General features: G+C 37.1%; 19 protein-coding genes. 6 read left to right on the top strand and 13 right to left on the bottom strand.

The genetic code is table 11. The annotated features are described in order from the left end of the window. The 3 genes from NTU89_01785 to NTU89_01775 all read left to right on the top strand — a co-directional run. The coding region (locus tag NTU89_01785) for a hypothetical protein (GenBank protein MCX5923276.1) at positions 1-2365 on the top strand (2365 nt) is incomplete at its 5' end. 59 nt (positions 2366-2424) lie between these two features. Next, positions 2425-3984, top strand: coding sequence for a hypothetical protein (locus tag NTU89_01780; GenBank protein MCX5923275.1), 1560 nt, complete (start codon positions 2425-2427; stop codon positions 3982-3984). Positions 3985-3990: 6 nt separating this feature from the next. Then, positions 3991-4236, top strand: a complete 246-nt coding sequence (locus tag NTU89_01775; GenBank protein MCX5923274.1) for a hypothetical protein — start codon at positions 3991-3993, stop codon at positions 4234-4236. Positions 4237-4303: 67 nt separating this feature from the next. On the opposite strand, the gene NTU89_01770 is transcribed toward NTU89_01775, so the two are convergent. The 8 genes from NTU89_01770 to NTU89_01735 all read right to left on the bottom strand — a co-directional run bounded on the left by NTU89_01770 (position 4304) and on the right by NTU89_01735 (position 14865). After that, entirely contained in the window at positions 4304-4660 is a 357-nt protein-coding gene (locus NTU89_01770) for a hypothetical protein (protein MCX5923273.1), read from the bottom strand. Between the two features lie 31 nt (positions 4661-4691). Then, on the bottom strand, positions 4692-6011 hold the full coding sequence (locus NTU89_01765; protein MCX5923272.1) for a hemolysin family protein: 1320 nt from the start codon (positions 6009-6011) through the stop codon (positions 4692-4694). Between the two features lie 138 nt (positions 6012-6149). After that, positions 6150-8036: an RNA polymerase sigma factor RpoD gene (rpoD, locus tag NTU89_01760; GenBank protein ID MCX5923271.1), complete on the bottom strand. Its 1887-nt coding sequence runs from the start codon at positions 8034-8036 to the stop codon at positions 6150-6152. Continuing rightward, positions 8033-9796, bottom strand: a complete 1764-nt coding sequence (dnaG, locus tag NTU89_01755; protein MCX5923270.1) for a DNA primase — start codon at positions 9794-9796, stop codon at positions 8033-8035. The genes rpoD and dnaG overlap by 4 nt, the downstream gene beginning before the upstream one ends. After that, positions 9783-10583 (bottom strand): prolipoprotein diacylglyceryl transferase, encoded by an 801-nt coding sequence (gene lgt, locus NTU89_01750; GenBank protein ID MCX5923269.1) that lies wholly within the window; start codon positions 10581-10583, stop codon positions 9783-9785. The genes dnaG and lgt overlap by 14 nt, the downstream gene beginning before the upstream one ends. A 22-nt stretch (positions 10584-10605) precedes the next feature. Beyond that, positions 10606-12480, bottom strand: coding sequence for an ABC-F family ATP-binding cassette domain-containing protein (locus NTU89_01745; GenBank protein ID MCX5923268.1), 1875 nt, complete (start codon positions 12478-12480; stop codon positions 10606-10608). Then, positions 12467-14290 carry a tRNA uridine-5-carboxymethylaminomethyl(34) synthesis enzyme MnmG gene (gene mnmG, locus NTU89_01740; GenBank protein ID MCX5923267.1) on the bottom strand — a complete coding sequence of 608 codons (1824 nt, stop codon included), beginning with the start codon at positions 14288-14290 and terminating at the stop codon, positions 12467-12469. Before mnmG ends, NTU89_01745 begins: the two co-directional genes overlap by 14 nt. 188 nt (positions 14291-14478) lie before the next feature. Next, positions 14479-14865 carry a hypothetical protein gene (locus tag NTU89_01735; protein ID MCX5923266.1) on the bottom strand — a complete coding sequence of 129 codons (387 nt, stop codon included), beginning with the start codon at positions 14863-14865 and terminating at the stop codon, positions 14479-14481. 199 nt (positions 14866-15064) lie between these two features. Here NTU89_01735 and mraY point away from each other — a divergent pair, with 199 nt between their 5' ends. Continuing rightward, entirely contained in the window at positions 15065-16129 is a 1065-nt protein-coding gene (gene mraY, locus NTU89_01730; GenBank protein MCX5923265.1) for a phospho-N-acetylmuramoyl-pentapeptide-transferase, read from the top strand. Positions 16130-16141: 12 nt separating this feature from the next. On the opposite strand, the gene NTU89_01725 is transcribed toward mraY, so the two are convergent. The 5 genes from NTU89_01725 to tgt form a co-directional block, all read right to left on the bottom strand. After that, positions 16142-17041 (bottom strand): hypothetical protein, encoded by a 900-nt coding sequence (locus NTU89_01725; GenBank protein MCX5923264.1) that lies wholly within the window; start codon positions 17039-17041, stop codon positions 16142-16144. Positions 17042-17238: 197 nt separating this feature from the next. Further along, positions 17239-17937, bottom strand: a complete 699-nt coding sequence (locus tag NTU89_01720) for a hypothetical protein (GenBank protein MCX5923263.1) — start codon at positions 17935-17937, stop codon at positions 17239-17241. A 74-nt stretch (positions 17938-18011) separates the two neighbouring features. Continuing rightward, on the bottom strand, positions 18012-19316 hold the full coding sequence (locus NTU89_01715) for an APC family permease (protein MCX5923262.1): 1305 nt from the start codon (positions 19314-19316) through the stop codon (positions 18012-18014). A gap of 36 nt (positions 19317-19352) precedes the next feature. Next, positions 19353-20090, bottom strand: a complete 738-nt coding sequence (locus tag NTU89_01710) for an RNA methyltransferase (GenBank protein ID MCX5923261.1) — start codon at positions 20088-20090, stop codon at positions 19353-19355. Between the two features lies 1 nt (position 20091). Next, entirely contained in the window at positions 20092-21225 is a 1134-nt protein-coding gene (tgt, locus tag NTU89_01705; protein ID MCX5923260.1) for a tRNA guanosine(34) transglycosylase Tgt, read from the bottom strand. Positions 21226-21372: 147 nt separating this feature from the next. Here tgt and NTU89_01700 point away from each other — a divergent pair, with 147 nt between their 5' ends. Together NTU89_01700 and NTU89_01695 are read left to right on the top strand one after the other, a co-directional pair. Further along, positions 21373-22326 carry a hypothetical protein gene (locus NTU89_01700; protein MCX5923259.1) on the top strand — a complete coding sequence of 318 codons (954 nt, stop codon included), beginning with the start codon at positions 21373-21375 and terminating at the stop codon, positions 22324-22326. A gap of 83 nt (positions 22327-22409) precedes the next feature. Continuing rightward, positions 22410-23075, top strand: a complete 666-nt coding sequence (locus NTU89_01695; protein ID MCX5923258.1) for a hypothetical protein — start codon at positions 22410-22412, stop codon at positions 23073-23075. Position 23076: the final 1 nt, after the last annotated feature.

Below are 23076 nucleotides of genomic sequence, written 5' to 3'. Positions count from 1 at the left end.
TAATATTTTATATCCAGAAACAGAAACTATTACATCTACGGTTACATTTGATGCAGGGCGACTGGTAACCATAACCCAGGCTTGGGATTTTGTAGTAATGATTTTAGAGCAAGCTGGATTTACCTTAGTGCTTCGTGGCAACGGAATTTATACATTAATAACTAATACAAAAGCCTTTAATGAGCCTTTACCGCTTTACATTGGTGTTGATTATAATCAGCTGCCTGATAGCGTTGAGCGCATTCGATATATTTATTATTTTAATAGCATTCAGGCGTCCAAGCAGAAAGCTGAGCTGACAACTATTTTAACAAATATTGTGAGTGCAGAGTCACTAAAAAATATAAAATTTGAAGATTCTACAAACGCTATGATTTTAACTGATCGATCAGATATGGTTAAAACGGTTATGCAGCTTATTAGCATTCTCGATGAATCAGGGTTTCAAGAAGCTGTAGACGTTATGGCCCTTGAGTATGTTAAGTCTTCAGAGGTAGCTGCTATTTTAAAATCACTTACAGCTACTGATGACAAAAACAAACCAAACAAATCATCTGTGAGCCTAAGCAGCGGTCAACGTTCTCGATTATTTTCTGAATATGTTCGTATAGAAAGTCTTGAGGCAAAAGATTCTAAGTCGTCCCGGCCGTTAAATTCTATTGTGATCATGGGTAAAACCCAAGATATTGAAGAGATCAAAAAATTTATTAAAAAATATTTAGATATTCCGCTTGAGAGCGGACAATCTTTTTATCATGTCGTTGATCTGCAATGGCTCAATGCGATAGCTTTTGAGCCAATTTTAAAAGCTTTTTTATCTGGAGGCGGCGGTGGGCAATCAAGTTCTACTTTGTCTTCAGATTTAGCATTTGATGCACAAATAAAAGTAGTCGCTGAAGCAATAAAACAAGGGAGTGCAACAGGTTCTGCCGTGCAGACAGCGAGCGCTGGAGCTACGTCTACTGCTAATACTTCTCAGACGGCTATGCCAAACGTAGTTCAGCGTGGTGGGAATAAATTAATTATTGCTTGCTCTTCTAAGGATTGGACTCGCATAGATGCTTTAATTAAACAGCTTGATATTCCGCAAAAACAAGTGATTATTGAAGCTTTGGTGATGGATTTGGACTTAGCTTTTACTAGGCAGCTCGGAGCGCAAATTAGAACGCGTGGGCTTGAGCCAACTATTTTTCCAAGCACCATGCAAGCACAAGCAGGACTCTTAATTAACAACATTATAGCAACGGGTGCGTCTTGTTCAGCGACTGGAAATCCAGATACTTATACTTTAACCGGGGACTTGTCGGATATTTTAAATCCTGCTGGTGTTTATTCTAACTCTGCTTCTTCAACCTCTATTTCAAATCCAGCTTCTCCATGCCTGACTGGATCATCTGGCGCAGCTGACGGAGTTAATGGAAGTACCGTCTTTATGATTAATGGTGGCAAAGCAAGAACCAATGGCGTGTGGGCATTTTTCCAACTGCTTTCAACGCATCAGTCATCCAAGGTTTTTACCCGTCCTGTTTTAATGGTTCAAAATAATCAGCAAGCTTCTGTAAATAGCACGGTTACAAAAACTCTTGCAGGAGCAGTAAGTGGTACTGTTAACCCTACGGTTAACTATCAGCAGCAATCAGCACCAGTTAGTATAACTTTTACACCACTTATTAGTGAAAACAATACTGTCAACTTGCAAATTGGTGTAACGTTACAAACTTGGGTGTCTGTTGATGATGCAGCTTCTGGAACGCAAACTGTACGAACTTTAAATACAAACGTTTCTATGAAAAATGGAGATTTGTTAATTTTGGGTGGGCTGATTAGTGATAGTACGACAGTTTCAAAACGCTCAGTACCATTTTTTGAACGCATACCAGTTATTGGTAATTTGTTTGCATCTCGTAAAAAATTGATTACCAAAGATCAGCTTTATATTTTGCTGCGAGTAACGGTTGTTGAGCCAAGAACTAACGTTGGCATGGGCGCAGAAACTCGAGCAGCAGCAGATTTTATGATTGATCAACTTGCGCAAACAGAAGAAACTTTTGATAACTTAAAAGATCCAATCACTCGTTGGTTTTTCAACAGCGATAGAAAACAGTCAGCAGCAGAATACATGGAAGAAAAAATATCAGAACTTCCTGCGTTTGATCTTGGACGCAGTGGCGACAACATCGAACTAGATGACAGAGTGGTTCATCTGCCACGCAAAACTGGTGATGATATGAAAGTTGGATGGTTTAGCAATGCGCCTTCAAATAGCAAATTTGCAAGTAAATCTTCAACCTCTGGCGACATGGACAGCTTGAGCAGGTTTCTAAAAGATCTAGAAAATCCATTTGAAAAGCGCCTACAGGTTTAGGGATTTTTTCTTTCTGTCGAGGTTGTTATTAATTCTTTTGGGGGCTGATAAGCATGCCTATGCGATATAATCAAATATTTTTTATATCTGTAATGTTATTTTCATCAGCATTGTCTGTTCAAGCTAAGCCAGATTGTCACAGTACTGTTTCTGCAGTTTCTGATTCTAAAAACTCTTGCAAAAACAATTCGAATTCAAGATTTGATTCGATGATGCAATCACCCTTTACAGGTCGCGCTTTAAGCCTGCGTGAGCAAATTGAAATAGCTGCCTACATACAAGTGCAAGATAGTATCTACCGTGAAAAGTTTAACATGGGATTTTATGAATTTGATCATGCCATGCGACTTGGATATGAGGATTTTATACATAAAAGTTTCAATGATCTAAGGTTGTCTGATCAGGCAATTAAAGAACTATGGCAAATATATTTAAAAAATTCTTGGTGGAAGCGACCGAGCAAGGTAGAAAAATATAGTAAAGTCGTCCAAGAGAAAATCAAAAAACGAAACAAAATCCAAAAAGCAAAACAAAAATCAGAGCAAGAAGCTCTTGATCGTAACAATAAAGATGCCGCAAGGCAGCAAGAAGCTGCAAGAAAAAAAGAGATAGAGCTTCGGCTACTCAGTGATCAAAAGACTGATGAACAGCAACTTGCCATAGAAGAAGAAAAAAGATTATCTCATGCACTTCTTGAGCAAGAAGCCAAAGAGCAACAAGAGGCGTTAGTTTTTTATGAGCAGATGATAAAACAAGAGCATCAAGCGTGTGAGTTCGATCTTGCCAACTGTCCAGCCCTTGGGCTTGAAAAGCAGTGGAAAGATCGTCAAGAAGCGTTGTCGTCAACCATTGAGCAAGATTACAAACAGTTTGATCAAGCTTATTATTTAACTCCGCAAACGGTTGGTTTTTTAGCTGCTCATGACATTGATTATAATAATTATCAGGTTTTTTTTGGCACCGATTTGCAGCAACAATTACATGGTGAGGTGTGTGATGTTTTGTCACAAGCAGCAACTTTGCAAGCAAATTTTGCATATCAAAGCAATTTGCAAACAAACGTTGTTGATTTTGCAGATGCCGCTTACGATGCAAATAAAAACCAAAAAGTTTTATTAGCGTCTCAGCTCATGGATGTTGATTGGATAGTGCTTCGGTTGTCGCGTGAGATAGCTACGGCTGCACTGCCTTACGCGCAAGGCGTTGTTTATGGAATAGCTTATGGCGCTACAGATGTTCTTCATATGGCTTCCCGTCCAATTGAAACGTGTAAAGACCTTGGTAAAACAATCTGCTTTGCCCTTGAAACAGCTGCCCTAAACTGCGTTGAAGACGAATCTATGGCACCTGAAAGCTATAAATTAAAACGCGATCAAAGAAATGAGGAAGTTGCGCAGGCTTTGCATAAGCTTGGTGAAGTTGCGCAGGCTTTGCATAAGCTTGGTGATCAGATGGCAAACTCTACAGGCCCTGAAAGAGTTGAGGCCTTAGCGAGATTTGGAACTAATCTTGTTCTCCCTGGAAAAGTCATACATGCTGTTGGTGGAGTGTGTGGCGCTGTAAGATCACAAGCTAAAATCATGCGCACACTTGAGGGTGCAGCCTTGAATGAAAGATAAAAAATAATGTACACAAAAGAACAGTTTGGAAAAGAATTAAAAGAACGAATACAGGGTATGGATGATGTTGGCGATATTGGAAATTGGTCATATTTTGTATATTCGCAGTATCGTAGAGAGATGGACCAGGATTTTAGAGATTTGCTTATAACCTTAGGTGGAATGGAAATGGGGCCAGAATTTGAGCGATCTTATGAAGAGCTAGATCAAATTGCAGATAAGTTAATTGCTGGGGAAGATGTTAAATTATAGGCAAGCGCAATACACAGAAAAGCAAAAATAGGCATGTTGGTCTTAAAGAAAAAATCAATTAAATTCTTTAAAGCTTTTTCTCATCGTTCTCAATTTCTTGTAGAATCTTTTGGGCAATTTCTTCAATTAAAAGATCTTGATCATTTTGATCCCATAAAACAATGGAACGAGTTTGTTTGCGTTCTTTAATCGTTTCGACGATTAAGGCAATGATGTTGGCCATGTGTTTGATGATGTTAATGCAGTGAGCCTTTGTTTTTGCCGGGTCGTTTTTTTCTTGTTTTTTTGCAATGACCAATTCTGCGATATCATCAGATAAAGCTTCCATGATTTCTAAAGATATTTTTTTTGTATCAGATTTGCTGGCCACAATTAATTGTGAGAAAAATAATGCTGATGCCAGCAATAATAAATTGAGCTTCATAATACTCCTTTTTTGGGTCGTACTTTTTTATTTATGACTTTGGTTTTTCAGAGCAAGCAGCTTTCGACTCTGAGCGATTTATTAAAACTTGCAGAACTCTTTTTTCATTTGCTTTTTCTATCGTGAAACAAAATCCTTTATAAAAAAAGTTTTCGCCAATTTTTAAAAGACGCTGTGAATGTTCCGTTAAAAATCCACCAAGAGTCACTGCTGTTTCAACCTGGAAGTGAACCTGTAAAACATCTTCAAGCCGATCAAGGTCAATTGTTGCATCCACAGACCACTGCTCATCATGAATAATTGTTGTGATCTTTCTCATGTCCGCATTGGGATCATGCTCATCTGTGATGTCTCCAACAATTTCTTCAAGAGTATCTTCAAGCGTAACGAGTCCAATCGTGCTGCCATACTCATCGAGTACCATAGCCATATGGATGTGCTGTCTTTTGAATTCTTTGAGCAGCTCGCTGACTTTAAGGCTGTCTGGAACAAAAATAATTGGTTTGATAATGTCGCGAAGATTTGCTTCTGTTTTATTTAGTTGCAGCTTTAAAAATAGATCTTTTTGGTAAACAATGCCGATAATGTTTTCTGGGTTGCCTTCAAAAACAGGAAATCTTGAATACTGATATGTTTTAAACAGTGAGAGCAAAATATTGATATCGTTGTTAATATCAACGCTGATAATGCTGCTGTTTGGGATTAAAATTTCTTTAACGTGTGTATTTTCCATGCGAAAAATATTTTGAAGCATGCTTGTTTTGTCAGGCTCCATCAATCCTTTTTTCTCTATATAATTTATTAAAAAGCGAATTTCTTGTTCAGAAATGATTTGATCATGATGCTCGCTTGCATCAAATTCTGTTCGAGAAAAATAGCGAGAGATTGCAAGAAGCGGGTTAGTGAGCGGAGATACGATATAAAAAATAATATTTGCAAGCCAGACTAACGATGCAAGAGGATTTGTTTTGGCTTGAGCAATACTTTTTGGAATTATTTCACCAATGAGCGATACAACAATTGTTCCAAGGGCAATGCCCACAGTAAAACCAAGGCCTTGAGGAAGGTCGAAATCTGAAAAAATATTTTCAATAATATTTTGCAAAAGAATAGCAGAAGTGATGCACATCATGTTTGTTGCAACCAAAATGGTCATCAAGACATATTGAGGTTTGCTTTCAAGGGTTGCAAAAAATGCTTTGTATTTATCGGTTGAGCGTTCTAATTCTTTTATTTTAAATAATCGAATTGCGGTGATACTTGTTTCCATGAATGCAAGTAGAGCACAAAGGCTTAAAGATGCTAGAAAAATAGCACAATCAAAAAGTAATTTTTGTGTATAGATAGTCACGGCGTCCTTTTTTTATCAGTAAACTATAAACAGACGATTTTTAGTATGATCTAATCTTATAAATAATACAATTGCTGAAAAAGAAAGCACCCGTTTTTACGCGGGTGCTTTAAATTCTTCTATACGATTTTCTATTGTTTATTCGTCTGAGTCATCTTCATCAATTTCTTCAATTTCTAAATTGCTCATATCTTTTTCAAAGAAAGTTACCAATTTTTTGCTTCGTGATGGATGTTTCAATTTTTTCAAAGCTTTCACTTCAATTTGTCGAATACGTTCACGAGTAACAGAAAAATCTTTACCAACTTCTTCTAAAGTATGCTCAGATGCAACATCGATACCAAATCTCATTTTCAAAACTTTTTCTTCACGAGGAGTAAGAGTTTTTAGAACTTCTCTGATTTTTTCTTTTAAGTCGTTGCTTGCAACAGAGTCAGACAATGAAAAATCATCTTCGCTTACAATTAAATCTTTGATAGAAGCATCATTTCCATCACCGATTGGTGTTTCTAAAGAAATAGGCTCCCTAGAGATTTTAATGATGTTTTTGATTTTCTTTTCGTCAATGTTTAATTTTTTTGCAAGTTCGGTGTGGGTCGGTTCTCTTCCGTGTTCTTGTAAAAAGATGTGCTTAATTTTGTTGATTTTATTAAGCGTTTCAACCATATGCACTGGAACACGAATTGTTCTAGATTGATCTGCAATAGCGCGAGTAATTGCTTGTTTGATCCACCATGTTGCATAGGTTGAGAATTTGTAACCACGTTCAAATTCAAACTTTTCTACGGCTTTCATTAATCCAATGTTTCCTTCTTGGATAAGATCTAAGAAGTGTAGTCCGCGGTTAATGAATTTTCGAGCATTATTTACAACAAGTCGTAAGTTTGCTTTTGCTAAGTCCGCTTTTGCAAGCTTATCCTTGAGCTGCCCTTTCGCAAAAATAGTATAATATTTGATAGTTATTTCGTGCGGAAGCCCAATTTCGTTTTCAGTGTTTTTAATCGCTTTTTTAGCAATTCGTTGCTGTGTTTCGAGATCAAGAATATCTTCAGTGTTATCAACACCTTTTTTCTTTTTAAGATCAGCAATCTGCTTTTCGGTTGTTTTTATAAACTGCTTACGCTCAGAGATTTTGTTCATAAGCTTTTCTATTTTTTTACCAAGCTTTCTAATCAGTTTATTAGAAAGTTTGATAGATAAAATAGCTTCACTTGTTTTTTCTTTATTCTCTTTGATCTTTTCAAACATTTCTTTTTTGCTTGCAGGCGAAGAAAGTTTGTCTCGATAGCTTAGATAAATCGCAGATTCATTGAGAATTAATTTTTTGATCTTACTAATGATTGTTAAAAGAGCTGCGCGCTCTTCTTCAAGCTTTGGTAAGTTTTCTTCATCAAATTCAGTAAATTGAATAATATCTTTAAGCGCGATATTTTTTTTGTTGATACGATCTGCAATGATTAAAATTTCTTTGTGTATCATTGGGAATCTTGATAGCGCTTCAACTGATTCACGCTTTCCACTTGCTATTTTTTCAGCAATAACGGTTTCTGTTTTTTTGTTTAACAATGGAATTTTTCCAATGTCTCTTAAATAACATTTCACACCGTCAGCAATTTGTGGAACTTCAGGAGCTTCTTTTACAACTTCGCCATCATCTTTAATTGTATCGTCGCTTTCTATTTCTTCTTCTTCATCTTGTAAAGAAGCTACAGAAAGTTTGCTTGCGGCTTTATGTGTTGTTTTTTCATCTTGCTCGATAAAATCGTCGCTATCTGTTGCCCCATGTCCACTTAAAAGTTCTTCTTGGGTAATAAGTTCAACGTTTTTTTTATCAAGTTCTTTTAAAAGTTCGTTTGTATCTTCTTCGGTGAATTTGTGGCGTTCTCCGATTTCCATGATTGTTTCATAGGTGATGTAACGATGCTTTTGGCCATCTTCAACGATCTTTTTGATGATACTTTGCTTATCTTCGTTATTAATCGTTATTTTAGTTATTTTTTTAGAGTTTGTTTTTTTCTTGATCATAAACGTCCCTTCTTACATAGTTCTAATTTTAATTTTTCAAAAACATTCATGAGTCGCTGTACTTCTTTTGGATTTCCGTCTCTTGTTGCTTGAGTGATGTTTATTTTTATGTGTGACGCTATTGATTTCCAATATTTTTTTTGAAACTGCAGCATAAGGTTTTCAAAAGTGAGTTTTATGTTTGCACTTTCAACCATAAACAGCAACTCTTTAGTTTGCTCTAATTCTTGCTCATTTAAAATTTCAGACATGTTGTATGAGCTCTGTGCCTGACTATTGCTTGCTTTGCTTTTTTCCCTATGATCAATTATCTTTTTTACAATGTTGGTTGCACCCTGAGAAAGACATGCTAAAAGCAGTGTCTCATAGTCTTGGGTAAGCACCGTTGGATCATAAATTATTGTTGATATGATCTGTTCTTCAAGCTTATCTTGGACCAGTGAATTTTGAGTGCTTTCTTGCTCTATAAGGCTTGCTTTTTCTGTTTGGTCATATCTGTTAGTATACTCTTTTTTTATTATTTCTAAAGGCATCTGAAGTGTTTCTGCCGTTTTCATAAGCAAAATATTTTGCTTGAGGCTGTCTGGAACTTGTGAAATAAGCTCAAATAATTCTTGAAGCGTAGTCATTTTATTTTTCATAGATCCTTGAACAAACCCATCAGCTCGAGCTTGTAGAAAAAATGTGAAAATGTCGATAGCGCTTGAAACGTATGGAGTTAGGCTTTGCTCTTGTTCAAGCATAGAAGCAGGGTCCTGTCCTGCAGGTAGTGTGACTACCTTAAGATCTAGATCCAGTTGCCAGCAAGATGAGGTAAGTCTTAAAACTGCTTGTTTTCCTGCAGCGTCAGCATCATACAAAAGGTACATGGTTTGCGCATGCTTAGCGAGCTGCGTAAGGTGATCAGCTGAGCAGGCAGTTCCAAGGGTCGCAACCACATTTTTATATCCATGTTGGTGCATTGCAACGCAATCAGTATATCCTTCGACCAAAAAAGCTGATTTTTGTTTATGGATTTCCTGTTTTGCTAAATCAAATCCAAAAAGCAACTTCCCCTTTTTAAACTGTTGAGTTTCCATTGAGTTGTAATATTTTGGTCGCTCATCATGTGGTAAAAAAATTCGTCCGCCAAAGCCACAGGTTTGACCTAGGTGGTCTCTGATTGGAAAGATAATACGATCTTCAAAGGGTGAGTAAAGACCTGTTTTTCCTTGAAATACAATATGTTGCTCCATCAAATCGCTGCTTGAAAATCCAAGAGGAGCAATATGAGAAATTAATTGTTTAATCCCTTGTGGTCCTGATGGAAAAAATCCAAGTGTGAACTGTGCGCTTGTTGCAGGAGAGATATTTCGTTTTTTTAGATACGCCGTAGCCTGAGGATGTTTCACAAGCATTGAGTTGCACCATTGGGCAACTATTTGACAAAGTTTATAGTGGCTTTTATCTGCAGCTTGTGGAGCGGTATTACTTATTTCTTTTGGTATTTCAAGATTGTTTCGTTCTGCTAAATGTTGAGCTGCTTCAAACGCAGAAAGATGTTCTATTTTTTCAATAAAATTAATAACGTCGCCATTTACCTGGCAACCAAAGCAGTAAAATATATTTTTGTGCGGACTTACGCTAAACGAAGGAGTATTTTCATGGTGAAAAGGGCAGCGACCTTTCCAGTAAATCGAGCCTGCTTTTTTTAAGCTCGTGTACTGACCGATCACTGAAACAATATCAACATTTTGTTTTATAAAATTAAATAGATCCATCTGTTTTTTTTGTCCACTTTGTTATGCATATCATGCATAAAATTGCCCCAATGCTTACAAAAATAGCAAGCCATTGATTTATAGAAATTAATGAGGAAATCCCAGTTTTTGATGTAAAAGTTCTATCATCTCGAATAAAATCAATAACTATTCGCTCTAGGTTCACACATAAAATATATATGCAAAAAATCATACCATCTTTTTTAAATTTTTTTTGAGCTATGAAAAATAAATATAAAAAGATGCTAAAGAGAAGAAAGCTGCTATAAAGTTGAGTTGGATGCAAAGATTGATTCAGTGGCGCCATATGACAAGGATGTGTATAAGTTACCGCCCACCAAGACTTAAGAGCTTTTCCATAGCAACATCCAGCAAAAAAACATCCTATTCTTCCAAATGCTTGCGTGATCGGAGCATATAGGCAGATACGATCTCCAAGTTGTAAAATTGGAATTTTTTTTATGTATGCATAAGTAGATAGGGTTATAACGATTAGCAAAATTCCACCAAGCACAGAAAGTCCCGGCTCCCAAAACTTTAATAAAAGTAAATAATCATCAATCGGTTCTGGCTCTGAAAGCATACTCCATATTCTTCCGCCAAAATAACCAGATAGTATAAATAGCTGAATGAATGTTGCTAATTCATCAGTAGAAATTATTTTTTTTGTTTTTTCGTCGTTGAAAAGAAGCATCGCAAAGATACATGTTCCAAGGGCAATAAATACTCCATAGGCGTGTATTGATAACGGGCCCCATATGTGTAAAAATATTGGATTTATTGACATGAATCCTCGCTTAGTTTTTTGCCTAGCCTTTATCAATTTGCGTTTGTAGCTCTTCCCAGTCTTTAGTCGTTGTAGCTAAGTCTGTTTGAGCTTTTTTTAAGTCGTCTTGAAGCTTGTTAAACTCATCAGATCCATAAACTACATTTCCAATATTTGCTAAAATCGTTGGAATTTGACGCTCTAAATTGCTAATTTTATTTTTCATGTTCTTAGCTTTTTTTTGCATAAGAAATAGATCTTTTTTATTTTCAGATTTTACAGCCGGTCCACTATTTGATTTTTTTTCTTCTTTGGCTTCTCGATTTCCCTGAACAGCTTCTTTTGTGTTTAGATAGCTTTCATAGTTTCCAAAGAAAAGGGTTACGCCAGTTTCAGTAAGTTCAACTACTTTTGTAGCGAGCTTGTTTGTAAAATATTGATCGTGAGAAACAAAAAGAATTGTCCCTTCAAATCCCTGTAAAGATTCTAGGATCACTTCTTTAGATTCAATATCAAGGTGGTTTGTCGGTTCATCAAGCAAAAATAGATTTGCATTGCTTAAAATAATCTTAGACATCGCAACACGGTTTCTTTCTCCACCGCTGAGCACGCTTGTTAATTTTTTAACATCGTCGCCAGAAAATAGAAGTGCTCCAAGGGTTGCTCGAATTTGAGCTTCTGTCATTTTCGGACAAGCGCTCGTTACTTCTTGGACAATAGTTTTGTGAGGATCCAAAACGCGTTCTTGATCTTGATCAAAAAGGGCAGAAACAACGTTGTGTCCGAATTCAACGGTTCCTTTTTGTAGTTTTAATTTACCAGCTATTAAATTGAAAAGCGTTGTTTTACCAGTTCCGTTTGGAGCAACTAGTGCGACTTTGTCCCCACGTTGAACTTCAAATGAAACATCTTTAAAAAGAGGTCTGTCAAATCCGTATGAAACATCTTTTACAATTAAAACTTGTTGACCAGATCTTTGTACCGGCTGAGTTCTTAGCGACATAGTCTTTGGTTTGCGTTCAAGCTCTATTCGCTCAATTTTATCAATAGCCTTGATCATACTTTGAGCCATAGAAGCTTTTGTTGCACTAGCCCTAAAGCGATCAACGATACTTTGCTTGTGTTTTATTTCACGCTGTTGCTGTTCATATGCTTGTACAAGAGCTTCGGTGCGCATCTTTTTTTGTTCAAGATAGAAAGTGTAGTTTCCGTGGTAAACAGTTAGTTTTCCAAGTGAAAGTTCAAATGTTTTATTACACGCTTCTTCTAAAAAGTGTCTATCGTGACAAACAAGCATGTATCCAAAGTCACCTTGTTTTAAAAAGTGTAAGAACCAATTTTTAGTAGACAGATCAAGGTGGTTTGTTGGTTCGTCAAAAAGATAAAAATCAGCTTCTTGTATAAGTAATTTTGCAAGAACAACGCGCATTCTCCAACCAACGCTGAGCTGGTTTACGAGTTGAGCCTGTTTTCTATCGTCAAAACCAAGACCCGTTAGAATTTTTTGAGCTTGTGCTTTTTTTGAGTCAAAGCTGTGCTCCATAAGTTCGTGCTCTAGCTCTGCATAGCGATTTACCTGTTGAGCTGTTGGGCTATGGTGAATGATTTCTTCAAGGGCTAGTTTTTCTTGTGCCATATCGTACAGATATTCAAACGTTGCCATCATTTCATCAACAACGCTTTTGTCTGAAGCGATCACAACTTCTTGTGGCATGTAAGCTACTTTTGCGCCACGCTGAATGTCGATTTCGCCACCATCAACGCCCATTTGACCAGCGATAATTTTTAGAAGCGTTGATTTTCCTGTTCCGTTTCTACCAACAAGCCCTACGCGATCTTGTTTATTTACTGTGCAATTAATTTCGTTAAAAACAACTTGTTTACCAAATTGCAGTTCAAGATTTTTAATATAGATCATTTTTTTTCATCAATTCGGGCTTGCGAGCCAATAAAATAAGTAACGCGATTGCTGCGGGAGTGATGCCTGGAATAAGTCCAGCCTGAGCAATCGTTGCAGGCTTGTGGCGTATTAATTTTTGTTTTAGTTCAATAGAAATGCCAGGACAGCTTTTTATAAGCTCTTCTTGTGGCAATGGTAAATTTTTATATTTATTAACTTTTTCAATTTCGCTGAGCTCTCGCTTGATGTAATCTTTGTATTTTACATGGGATAAAATTGAAAGAGCGTTGCGAGAAGATGTTTTGTATCCAAGTATTTGAGCAAGTTCTAGGGCTGTTGGTTCTAGTTTTAAAAACTCAGCCATTTTTGAATTGTTAAATTTTTTATCGATCTCTTCAATCATTTTTTCAAGTTCGCATCGCTCGCTTAAAAATCTTTGATATAAATCCTCTTCAATAAGTCCAAGGTCATACGCTTTGGGCATGAGTCTTAAAAATGTATTGTCTTGTCGTAGCATCAATCGATGTTCTGCTCGGGATGTAAACATTCTGTAAGGCTCATCAACGCCAAGGGTTACAAGGTCGTCAATCATGATACCAATGTAGCTTTCATGTCGCCCCAGGATAAATGGAGGTTCTTGTTTGTGTTTTAATGCAGCGTTTATTCCAGCAATAATTCCTTGACCGGCGGCTTCTTCGTATCCGGTAGTTCCGTTAATTTGTCCCGCCAGAAAAAGACCTGGAATTGATTTTACTTCAAGTCCATGGCTGAGCTGATCAGGGTGAACAAAGTCATATTCTACCGCGTAGCCAAACTTGGCAATTTTTGCATTTTCAAAACCAGCAATTGAATGAATGAAATCAGATTGTACGTCTTCTGGTAGCGAAGTTGAAATACCACTCGGGTAAGCTTCGACATACTCATTTGTTTCAGGTTCTACAAAGATGTGATGACTGTTTTTATCTGTGAATCTAGAAATCTTATCTTCAACAGAAGGGCAATATCTTGGCCCAACGCCTTTGATGTTCCCACTGTACATAGCAGATCTGTGCAAATTGTTGCGAATTATTTGATGAGTATTTTCATTTGTTCTTGCAATGTAGCAATCGTGCGTGTTTTTTACTTCGATAGGATCAAATTCAAATAAGCTATCAAGCGTCTCTGTTTCCTGTTTTTCAAGCTGTGAAAAATCTATGGTGCTTGTCAAAAGTCTTGGAGGAGTTCCAGTTTTAAGGCGTCCAAGTCTAAGATTTAATTTTGTTAAAAAGTTTGAAAGTTGTGTTGCTGCTTTTTCATCGCGACGACCAGCTGGATAGTTTTTTTCACCAACATGAATGAGGCCGTTTAAAAAAGTACCCGTTGTTAAGATCACTTGTTTGCTATCAAAAATGGTTCCAGACTCGCAACGAATTCCGCGCACAGATCCAAATTCGTCAACCATTACCTCATCAACCATTTCAGCTAAAATAATTAAATTTGGTGTGCTTTGCAGTGTTTTGCTTGCAAGGGCAGAGTAGGCGTCTTTGTCAATTTGTAAGCGAAGTCCTTGAACCGCAGGGCCTTTCTTTGTGTTGAGCATTCGTGCTTGCAGATAAGTCTTGCTGCACATCTGTGGCATAAGTCCCCCCAGCGCACTGATTTCAAAAACAATATGACCTTTGCCAACGCCACCCACGGAAGGGTTGCAAGGCATGAGGCCAATTTTATTTTTATCAAGAGTGAGCAGTAGGGTTTTGCAGCCCATTTTTGCAGAGGCGTATGCGGCTTCAACGCCAGCATGTCCGCCACCAACGACGATTACATCAAAAGATTGGTTTGCACTATTCATGATCATACTTTTTAAGGGGGTTTATGTATAAAAAGTATACCCTAAAGTGGGTTTTATCACAAATTTACCAGATTGGTTTTTTGGCAAGTCATGATTTTTTAAAGATCTGAATTAACTTGATTTTAAAAAGGACACAAAAAAAGAGGCTGATCGTTGGATCAGCCTCTGGGAAAATGACTTTATAAATCTTATTTCTTTGGAGAAACAAGTTTGTGGAATGCTGGTGGAACTTTAGTTAAAATTAAATCTTTTGATTCGCTTGGAATCTTTGACAAAATTGTTTGAATACATGCCAAAGAAGCAAACAAAGCTTCTGGGTTTAATTTTCCTAGAGCCGTTTGGAGCTCTTTATATTCAGCAGCATTTGGAGATGCGGCAATGATAGCGGTAAGCTGAGACTTAATCTCAGACAATGCTTTTTTCAATGCAGCGTTGTCTATTCCCTTGATGTTATTGATACTTGCTGAGACAGTTTCATTAATTATTCTGTCGGTCTCTGTGTCTGCTGATACTTTTGGCGCACAGGCTAAAAGCCCAAGCACTGAAAGTAATAATAGTTTTTTACTGTTTTTCATAATAAGCCCTTTTCAAGGTTTATGTTTCGTTTTAAATCTATTTCAATAAGGTTGCAATTCCAGTTGCAATACTAATATCTTACAGGAAGGAATTTTTAGGGCAAAAGGCTGGGGGTAAATTTTACAAAATCAGTTGAATTTCATGATTGAGACGCTATGCTGAAAGATATAAAAACCTTATTTTATAGGACTTTTCTCTATGCTGTACCATCTTTCTATCTTGATTCAACCGTATGTATCTGCCCTAAATATCGTGCATTACGTCTCTTTTCGCGCAATTATGGGCCTTTTATCAGCATTTTTCATGTCAATTATTCTTGGAGATCGATTTATAGCCTTTTCTAGAAGATTTTTTCAAAATAGCGCTCGGCCATTCACACCAGAAAGTCACGCTCAAAAGGGCTTAACGCCCACAATGGGAGGCCTTTTTATCTTGCAGGTGGTACTGTTTAATCTTTTTATGTGGTGCGATTTATCTAGGCCAGAGGCATGGATATTTAGCTTGACCTTGATTTTATTCGGTCTAATCGGCCTTTTAGACGATTTGTATAAAATTTGGTATAAAGGTGGCATTTCTGCTCGTTTAAAAATGGGATTACAGCTACTTTGTGCTTTTTGCGTAGCAACAAGTTGGGTTTGGCTAAAAAACCCGTCCTCGGCGATTTGTGTACCATTGCTTAAGCATATAAATCCTGAGCTTGGGCTATTTTTCATACCTTGGATAATCTTTATTTTAGTGGGTACGAGTAATGGGGTTAATTTAACCGATGGGTTAGATGGCTTAGCCTGCGGTGTTTTACTGCTTAATGTTGCTTTTTTTTCAGGCGTTTCTTATCTAGCTGGGCATTATACTTTTGCAAGCTATCTACAGATACCCTTTGCTGCCTGCAGTGAGGCTGTTGTGGTGGGCGGTGTTTTGTTTGGAGCTGTGCTAGGCTTTTTGTGGTTTAATGCTCATCCAGCTCAGATATTTATGGGGGATGTTGGTTCTTTGTCTCTTGGAGCTGCCCTGGCAATGATGGCAATAGTTTCAAAACAAGAGCTTTTGTTGCCTATTTCTGGGGGAATATTTGTCCTTGAGGCGATGTCTGTGATACTTCAAATAGCTTCCATCAAGATTTTTAAAAGGAAGCTTTTGAAAATGGCGCCAATTCATCATCATTTTGAAATGATTGGCTGGAAAGAATCAAAGGTGACCATGCGCTTTGGCATAATCACCTTAATTTTATGTTTGCTTGCCGCAGCGATGTTTAAAGTTCGCTAGCACAAGCTTTAGTTATTTGTTTTTTGAAGCTTTTGGGTCTAATTCTTTTTTATCTTCTTTTTTACCAACTCCATTAACAAGAACATTCATTATTGGTGCGGCAACTTTGCATGCTTTTCCTGCTACGTATTTTCCGCCACTGTAAATAGAGCCTGTCAGGCTTGCCGCGTCTTTAATTGTTTTTACCGTTACGCTTGGAATACTTAGCAGACCATGATATTTAATGTCTTTTAAAACAGAATCATTCCATCCACGAGCGCAAAGATTTGTGATTAAATATGCTGTACATGCAATAGTCAGATTTTTACGCCAGTTGCGATATGAATATACAGTAAGAGACATTCTTTCGCCTTCAATTGTGCTATGAAGGCTGGTTACTTTTGCTACGTTTGAAAGTTCACTTAAAAGCTGGTGTAGTTCAGGATCATTATCGCTGATATAGTTTTTTGGATTGAAATAGTTTGCTGGGTTTATCCAGCTCCACTTTATACCAGTTGCAAAAATACTTAAACCTGGCTTGTAGCTTCCATATGCATAAGCTCTAAAGTCGTACAGGTGCATAATAACTCGCTCAAAGGCTTGAAGGGCTGCTAATGCATCGGCAGATGATGTTGAATTTTTTAAATTATCCATAATTTGTTGATAGCTGCGAAGATTTGGACCTTGTCCATCAAATTTAACAACAGCTTGAAGTTCGGCTTGAAGAGCTGGGTTTTGCATAAGAGCATGCATGATAACGCCACGGGTACACTCACCCCTAAAGTTAGTTTTATCACAAAGTTCTAGGCAGCCAATTGCTGGCATATATTTAATAGGAACAAGCACTGCTTGTGGAGCAGGATTTGGCGCCATTGCGCTAAATATGCTAAAACCAGTACAGAGTAGAAGAGAAGAAACTAGTAATTTTTTCACGGTAGACCCCTAAGTCTTGAATGTATAATTCGTAATTTAAATTTTTGATTCTTATTTCACTAGATTGCTACTCTTTATTTTATGATAATAGTTTGCCATAGCTAGAAAAAGCCTGCAAGGCCCCCTTGGCTATTTTGTTTTTTTCATGTAAAAATCCCCAGCCATTACAGCCGGGGATTTTTCAGAGAAGGACGAGGTTAAGTTTGTTTCTTTTCGATAGGCATAAAGATGAATTTTGCAGTAGCAAATAGTCCCTTAGTCCCATTTTCATAAGCATAGGGTATGCCGTCTGCGAAAACTCTATTTTTGTGAAGTATCCATGCAGTTACAATAATTCCTGCTGTTTTTAGTTTGTTTTCACAAGCCCAATTTAAGGATTTTTTAGAAGCTTTCTTCAAAGGATTCATAATCATGTTCAGATTACTTTGGCCTTCAATTGATTCTTTATAGGTCGCAATTTTTGATTGCATTTCTAATAAATCTATAATTGTTATGCTTGTTGGTTTAATCATCCAATAAGGATAATGACCAGGATCAATTTCATCGATTAAGCCTTGAACTGCTTTATCGATAAGATTACAAGATTCAACTAATACTTTTTTTGTATTAAGATCCATTATTTTTGGATCAATTGGATTTTTGTCTTCGCCTATAAGTCCTGTTTCAAGTGCGCTAAAGGCATCTTTAATAGATTGTACCTTAGAATCAATTTTTACAAGACCTGGAGCGATTTGTGCTAAGATTGCTTTAATTTGATCAGCTAATGATGCTGAAGCTGCTACCACAGGAGCTGCGGCTACGGGAGCTACGGCTGCTACTGGTTTAACAACAGGTGGTGCAATAATTGCATTAGTCGCTGACATTAAGATTAGTGTACTGAATAATAGTTTTTTCATGGTTTCCTCCTTAGAAAAAATATCTTTTAATATGATTTAAGGATGCCATACCATGAAACGACTGTAAAAAGCCCCTACCTGTTTTTTTCACACCAATAATACATAGCTGCTCCCAGAGCCATCATGATCCCTAAAAGGTGCAAAGCAACAAAGTTATATTTGATAGAACTTATGATACAAGCAGTTATAAACCCAGAACAAGTTATGAGCGAAAGTAGTCCTGTAATGCTTGACCATTTGTTTAAAGATAAGAACGCAAGAGTGCTAATTGTGTATGTAATTGTACATCCAAGGGTAGAGATCTGTAAAAGCTGTGTTTTGTTGCCATTTGTAGCAAGTAGGAAAAACACGCAAAATAGGCCTTCTATCAAAACAGCCGTTGCTGGAACATTGTGTTGGTTCAGGCTGCTTACTTTATTGTGTGCAAAGGTGTGCTTATTTTGAGCCAGGGTGTACAAGTTCCATGAGTTTGAGAATAGTAGACCGTAGGCTGCGCCCATTGCGGAAAACCCAATTAAAAAGGTGATAATCGTTGCTAGCTTTGATTGTAGCCAAGGAGTAGTTGGAATAAGGCTTGCAAAGTAGGGGTAAGCTTGTGTGTATGAGCTTATCGATTCAATGTTTGGCATAAGCATCATTGAAATGAGTGTTTGGAAGGCAACGTACAGCAAGATAATAGAAAAGAAAGAATAGAATATAGCCTTTGGAGCGTTTTTTTCAGGATTATGCATTTGTCTACTAATTGAGCAAGCTGCTTCAAATCCTGAAAAGCAGTATAAAGCAAGTGGCAAAGAGGCTATAAATGCGGATGGGCATAGATTGCTTGATGATGTAATAATGTTTATATCAAAATAATATATTCCTAAAATAATCATTGATAGCATTGGAATTGATTTTGCAGCAAAAAAGCAGTTTTGAATCATTGCGCCAATGCGAACATTTAGGAAGTTTAGATAAATGAAAAAAGATAAAATGATCATTGAGAGCCACAAAGCATCGATTTGTTCGAGTGCTGATGGAAAAAGTTGTTTTAAAAAATTTGCAGCAACATATAAAAGAAGGGATGCTGATGCAAGCTTTCCAAAAAAATAAGTCCAGTTGCTAAAAAATCCAAGAAATGGCGACATTGGCTTAGCAAAAGCATAAAATCCGCCAACTGGATAAATGTTTACCAGCTTTGCAAAAGTAAAAACGAGAGGAAACATGAATAATCCAACAAGCAGATAAAGCAGCCCTCCAGCCGTGCTTAAAGCATTTGTTATATCAACGACGTTAACAAAAATGCCAGCACCAGCCATAATGTTTAGATTAATAAGCACCGCTGATTTTAGTGATATTTTGTGAGAGCTGTTCATGCTTGGCCTTTCATGATTATTCATAAAATAGATCTATGAGCGTAATTATTTACAGTTTTCTTATTCTTTATTTTTCAAATACATAGCAATTGATCCTGCTACTGCAGCATTTAAGCTTTCTGTATTTCCTGGCATAGGAATGGTCATTTTTTCATCACAATCATTAATGATGTCTTCTGGTAAGCCTTGTGATTCGTTTCCGATAATTAAAATATTGTTTTTTAAGTCGATTAAATCGGGGCTTTTGCCATCATGCACCACAAGAGCGCATGTTTTATTATTTTTGCTCAGCTCTTTAAAGTCTGCCCATTTTGTTTGAACAACGTTTACCATCGCAATTGTACCAGCAGTTGCTTGAATAACTTTTGGATTGTATGGATCAACGCCTTCAATTAAAAAAACTGTTTTTATGTTCATTGCTGCAGCCGTTCGAATTAAAGTTCCTAGGTTGCCAGGATCTTGAACGTTGTACAATGCTATTGCATTTCCAGTAGCGACGGCTTTGTTTTCAGGCATTTCAAAAACTGCAACAACGCCGCTTGGAGTCATTGTTGTGCTGATTTTATCAATGATAGCATCAGTTACTAAAACAATTCCATCCGTAGGAAAATTATCTCCATGGCGCTCATATGTTTCTTGGTTTAGGTAAATAGAGTGAAGCTGATAACCGCCTTGCATAAGTGATATGCAGGTTTTGAGTCCTTGGGCAATGAACTGTCTGTGTTCATAGCGATACGTTTTTGTGTGCAAATGAATAATGTGCTTAACTTTTGGATTGGTCAAAGACTGAATGATCATTTTATAGATCTCCTGCTAAAATTTTTTCTCGATATTTGAGCGTTAAATCGTTCATGTATGCAATATTATGAATTGTTGCAAGCGTATGAGACGATGGTTCGTTTGCTTTAAACAAATGATGAATAAAGCTTGTTGAGTAATTTTTACATGTGCTGCATAGGCAATTTGGGTCAATTGGTCCAAAATCATTTTTCCAGGCAGTTTGAGCGATTTTTTTAGTTCCAAGCGATGTAAATAGATGTCCGTGTCGCGCACATTTGGTTGGATGCGAGCTGTCAAAAGTATCAATGCCAAGAGGAATTATTGACTCAATTGATGGTAGGTCTGCAATTCCAAGAAGGTGGTTTGGTTTATCTTCTGGTAGATATTGCATAGTTGATTGTAGCATTTGGACCATCTCTTCGCGATTTTTTCCAACGCTGCCCCCAATTGCAAATCCATCAAAAGCTAACTTTGTTAAAGTCTCACAGCTTTCTTTTCGAAATTCTGGAATAACTCCACCATGAATGACGGCATACATTGCCTGTTGTTGCGGGCTTTGTAAGTGTTGCTCAAGGGATCTTTTTTCCCATCTGTGAGTTCTGTCTAGTGATGCTTTTAAGACTTTTTTATCAATATGGTAGGGTGGAAGCTCGTCTAGTGGAATTATAATATCAGCACCCAAAGCTTTTTGGGTTAAAACCGATGATTCAGGAGTAAGTTTAACCAGGTCGCCATTTCTATAAGATCTAAATGTTACGCCTTCTTCATTGATTTTAAGAACAGAATTTTTTTGATCTTTTTGACCCTTGCTTTTTAGCTCGCTTGCTACGCCTCCGTATGCAAGGCTAAAAACCTGAAATCCACCAGAATCGGTAATGATTGGTTTTTTGCGATTAATAAAAGAATGAAGTCCGCCTGCGGCTTGAACAACTTCTGGACCAGGGTGTAGCAAAAGGTGATATGTGTTACAAAACATAAGCTGCTGATTGAGCTCTTCAAGCACAACGTTATCAAGAGCCTTGAGAGTTCCGTTGGTTCCAACCGCTACAAAGCTTGGCGTATCAATGATGCCATGTGGAGTGTGTATTCGACCAACTCGAGCTCTGGATTTTTTAGATTGATAGATAATTTCGAAAAAGAAATAAGGATTCATCTGTTTTTTTTGCTTTAAAAGGGACTAATTTTCTGATAGTATACCAAAATCTTTAGGGTTTACATATCTACAAATTTTATATCAGTTTGGAAAGTTTTTATGTGTTGTCGGTTAGGTTTTTTAAATCATCTATTTTTTGCGTTTTATTTGAGTTTTTTTTCTATTGAGGCTTATTGCTCTGTTGGTGAAAAGAGGCTTAGGGATGGTGCTCGTGCATCAAGGGCAGATTCTCCAGTTTTGGTTCTTGAAGAAAAATCTCCAGTTCTTCTGCCGGTTGGTAAAATTATTGGCGATTATCCATTAAGTCGACCAAAGGGAGTAAAAGTTCATGATTTTTATCACGCTGTCTTATTTAATCAGGAAGACAAAATTATAAAATCATTTTGCGCGCAAATTCAAATGGCGCCATCTTATTGGAAAACAGAAGTAAACAATATAAAAAGAGAGCTTTTTTGGCCAAGCGATAAATCTAGTAATTCCTTTTGGCTTGTAGATGAAAAAGAGGAATCAGTAGATGGTATACAGAAATATTTATCAAGTCGTGGATGTGGTGTTATTCCAATTATTTATGAACAACCATCTGAGTCTGATGATAGCAGTGATAATATTATTGATTTTAGAGGGATTTTTATTCATGTTTATCCTGAGTTTTTTAAATTAACATATTCAGAGCAGTGTGATCATTTAGATGGAGGGTTGGTATATTTTCAGAATAATCATGCCTTTAATGTTCATGTTATGCATAAAAAAGCACTAGAGGCGCATCCGTATAATCAGCCAGCGCTAGAAAGTATTATGAAGCTTTATATAACCTTTGCCAGAAGGTATAGCGATCTTCTTTGTGCAAACAATGGAAGTAGAGAGCTTAGGCTTGATGATTCATCCAAGGTCGATTATATTGCAGAATTTGTAAAAATGAGAACAGAAGACGCAAGTGAAGTTGTTGAGCCTTGGATTGACGCATCGGAAAATCCAGGCGAAGAAGATATCTCTCTTTCTGTTTTAATTGAAGAGCAAAAGGGAAAAGAAGACTTTGCTGTGCAAGATTGTGGTGATGGAATAGGCAAAGTTCTCTGGTCGCATATGGATAAGGATCGGTAACTTTTTTTAAAATGAGTGATTGACCGGAGCTCAGTATAATGGATAGTCTGTAAAAAATTGATATTAATAAAAATAGGAGAGAGATGAAAAACTTTACGCTTACATTTATGCTTAGTGCGTTGATGTCAATTCAGACGTATCCAGTTATTTTTAACGGGCTCATTGAATCGGGTATTACAAAAAATAATTTTTTATGCTCTGCTCCCGGTGAACAAGATTGCTCAAATGCTGATTCTGGCGCAATTGGCTTTAATTTGACGACTAGCCAGTCTTTGCAGTTCTTTAACAATCAGTCATTTTGGCTAAGGCAACAGGCTGCCAAAGAAAGTGATCTAGTCACCAATCAAAAGTATTCTGGTAGCGCCCTTACAGACAAAATGGTCTCTGACGGGTGGGTGGCTATGGGAGGTTACTGTATTTTAATTTCAGCAGATCCTATGTTGGCGGATGTTGTTATGCCTTTGATAAAAGCCACTAATTCAAATCAAGTTAAAGTAGTGGTTCAGCTTTGGTACAACGGTGATCAGCAAATGCAACTTTGGTCTCAAGATGCTGCGATTTTATCAGTAACACAAAGCTTTCAGGTTACCATCTCGTCTGACATTGATTCACAGATTTCTCTTTTGCCGTCGCTAGAATCACAGACGTCATTTTTAGGCCAAATTGGTTTACAGCAAAATAATAGACAGCCAGCGTATGCTCAGGCAAAAGGATGTCCAAGAATGGTTAAAATTAATATTTTTTCATAAA

The sequence above is a fragment of the Candidatus Dependentiae bacterium genome, from assembly GCA_026389065.1.
Classification (GTDB): Bacteria; Babelota; Babeliae; order Babelales; family Chromulinivoraceae; genus JACPFN01.
The sequence above is the reverse complement of the archived record's forward strand: the minus strand, read 5'-3'. Positions and strand labels throughout refer to the sequence as shown.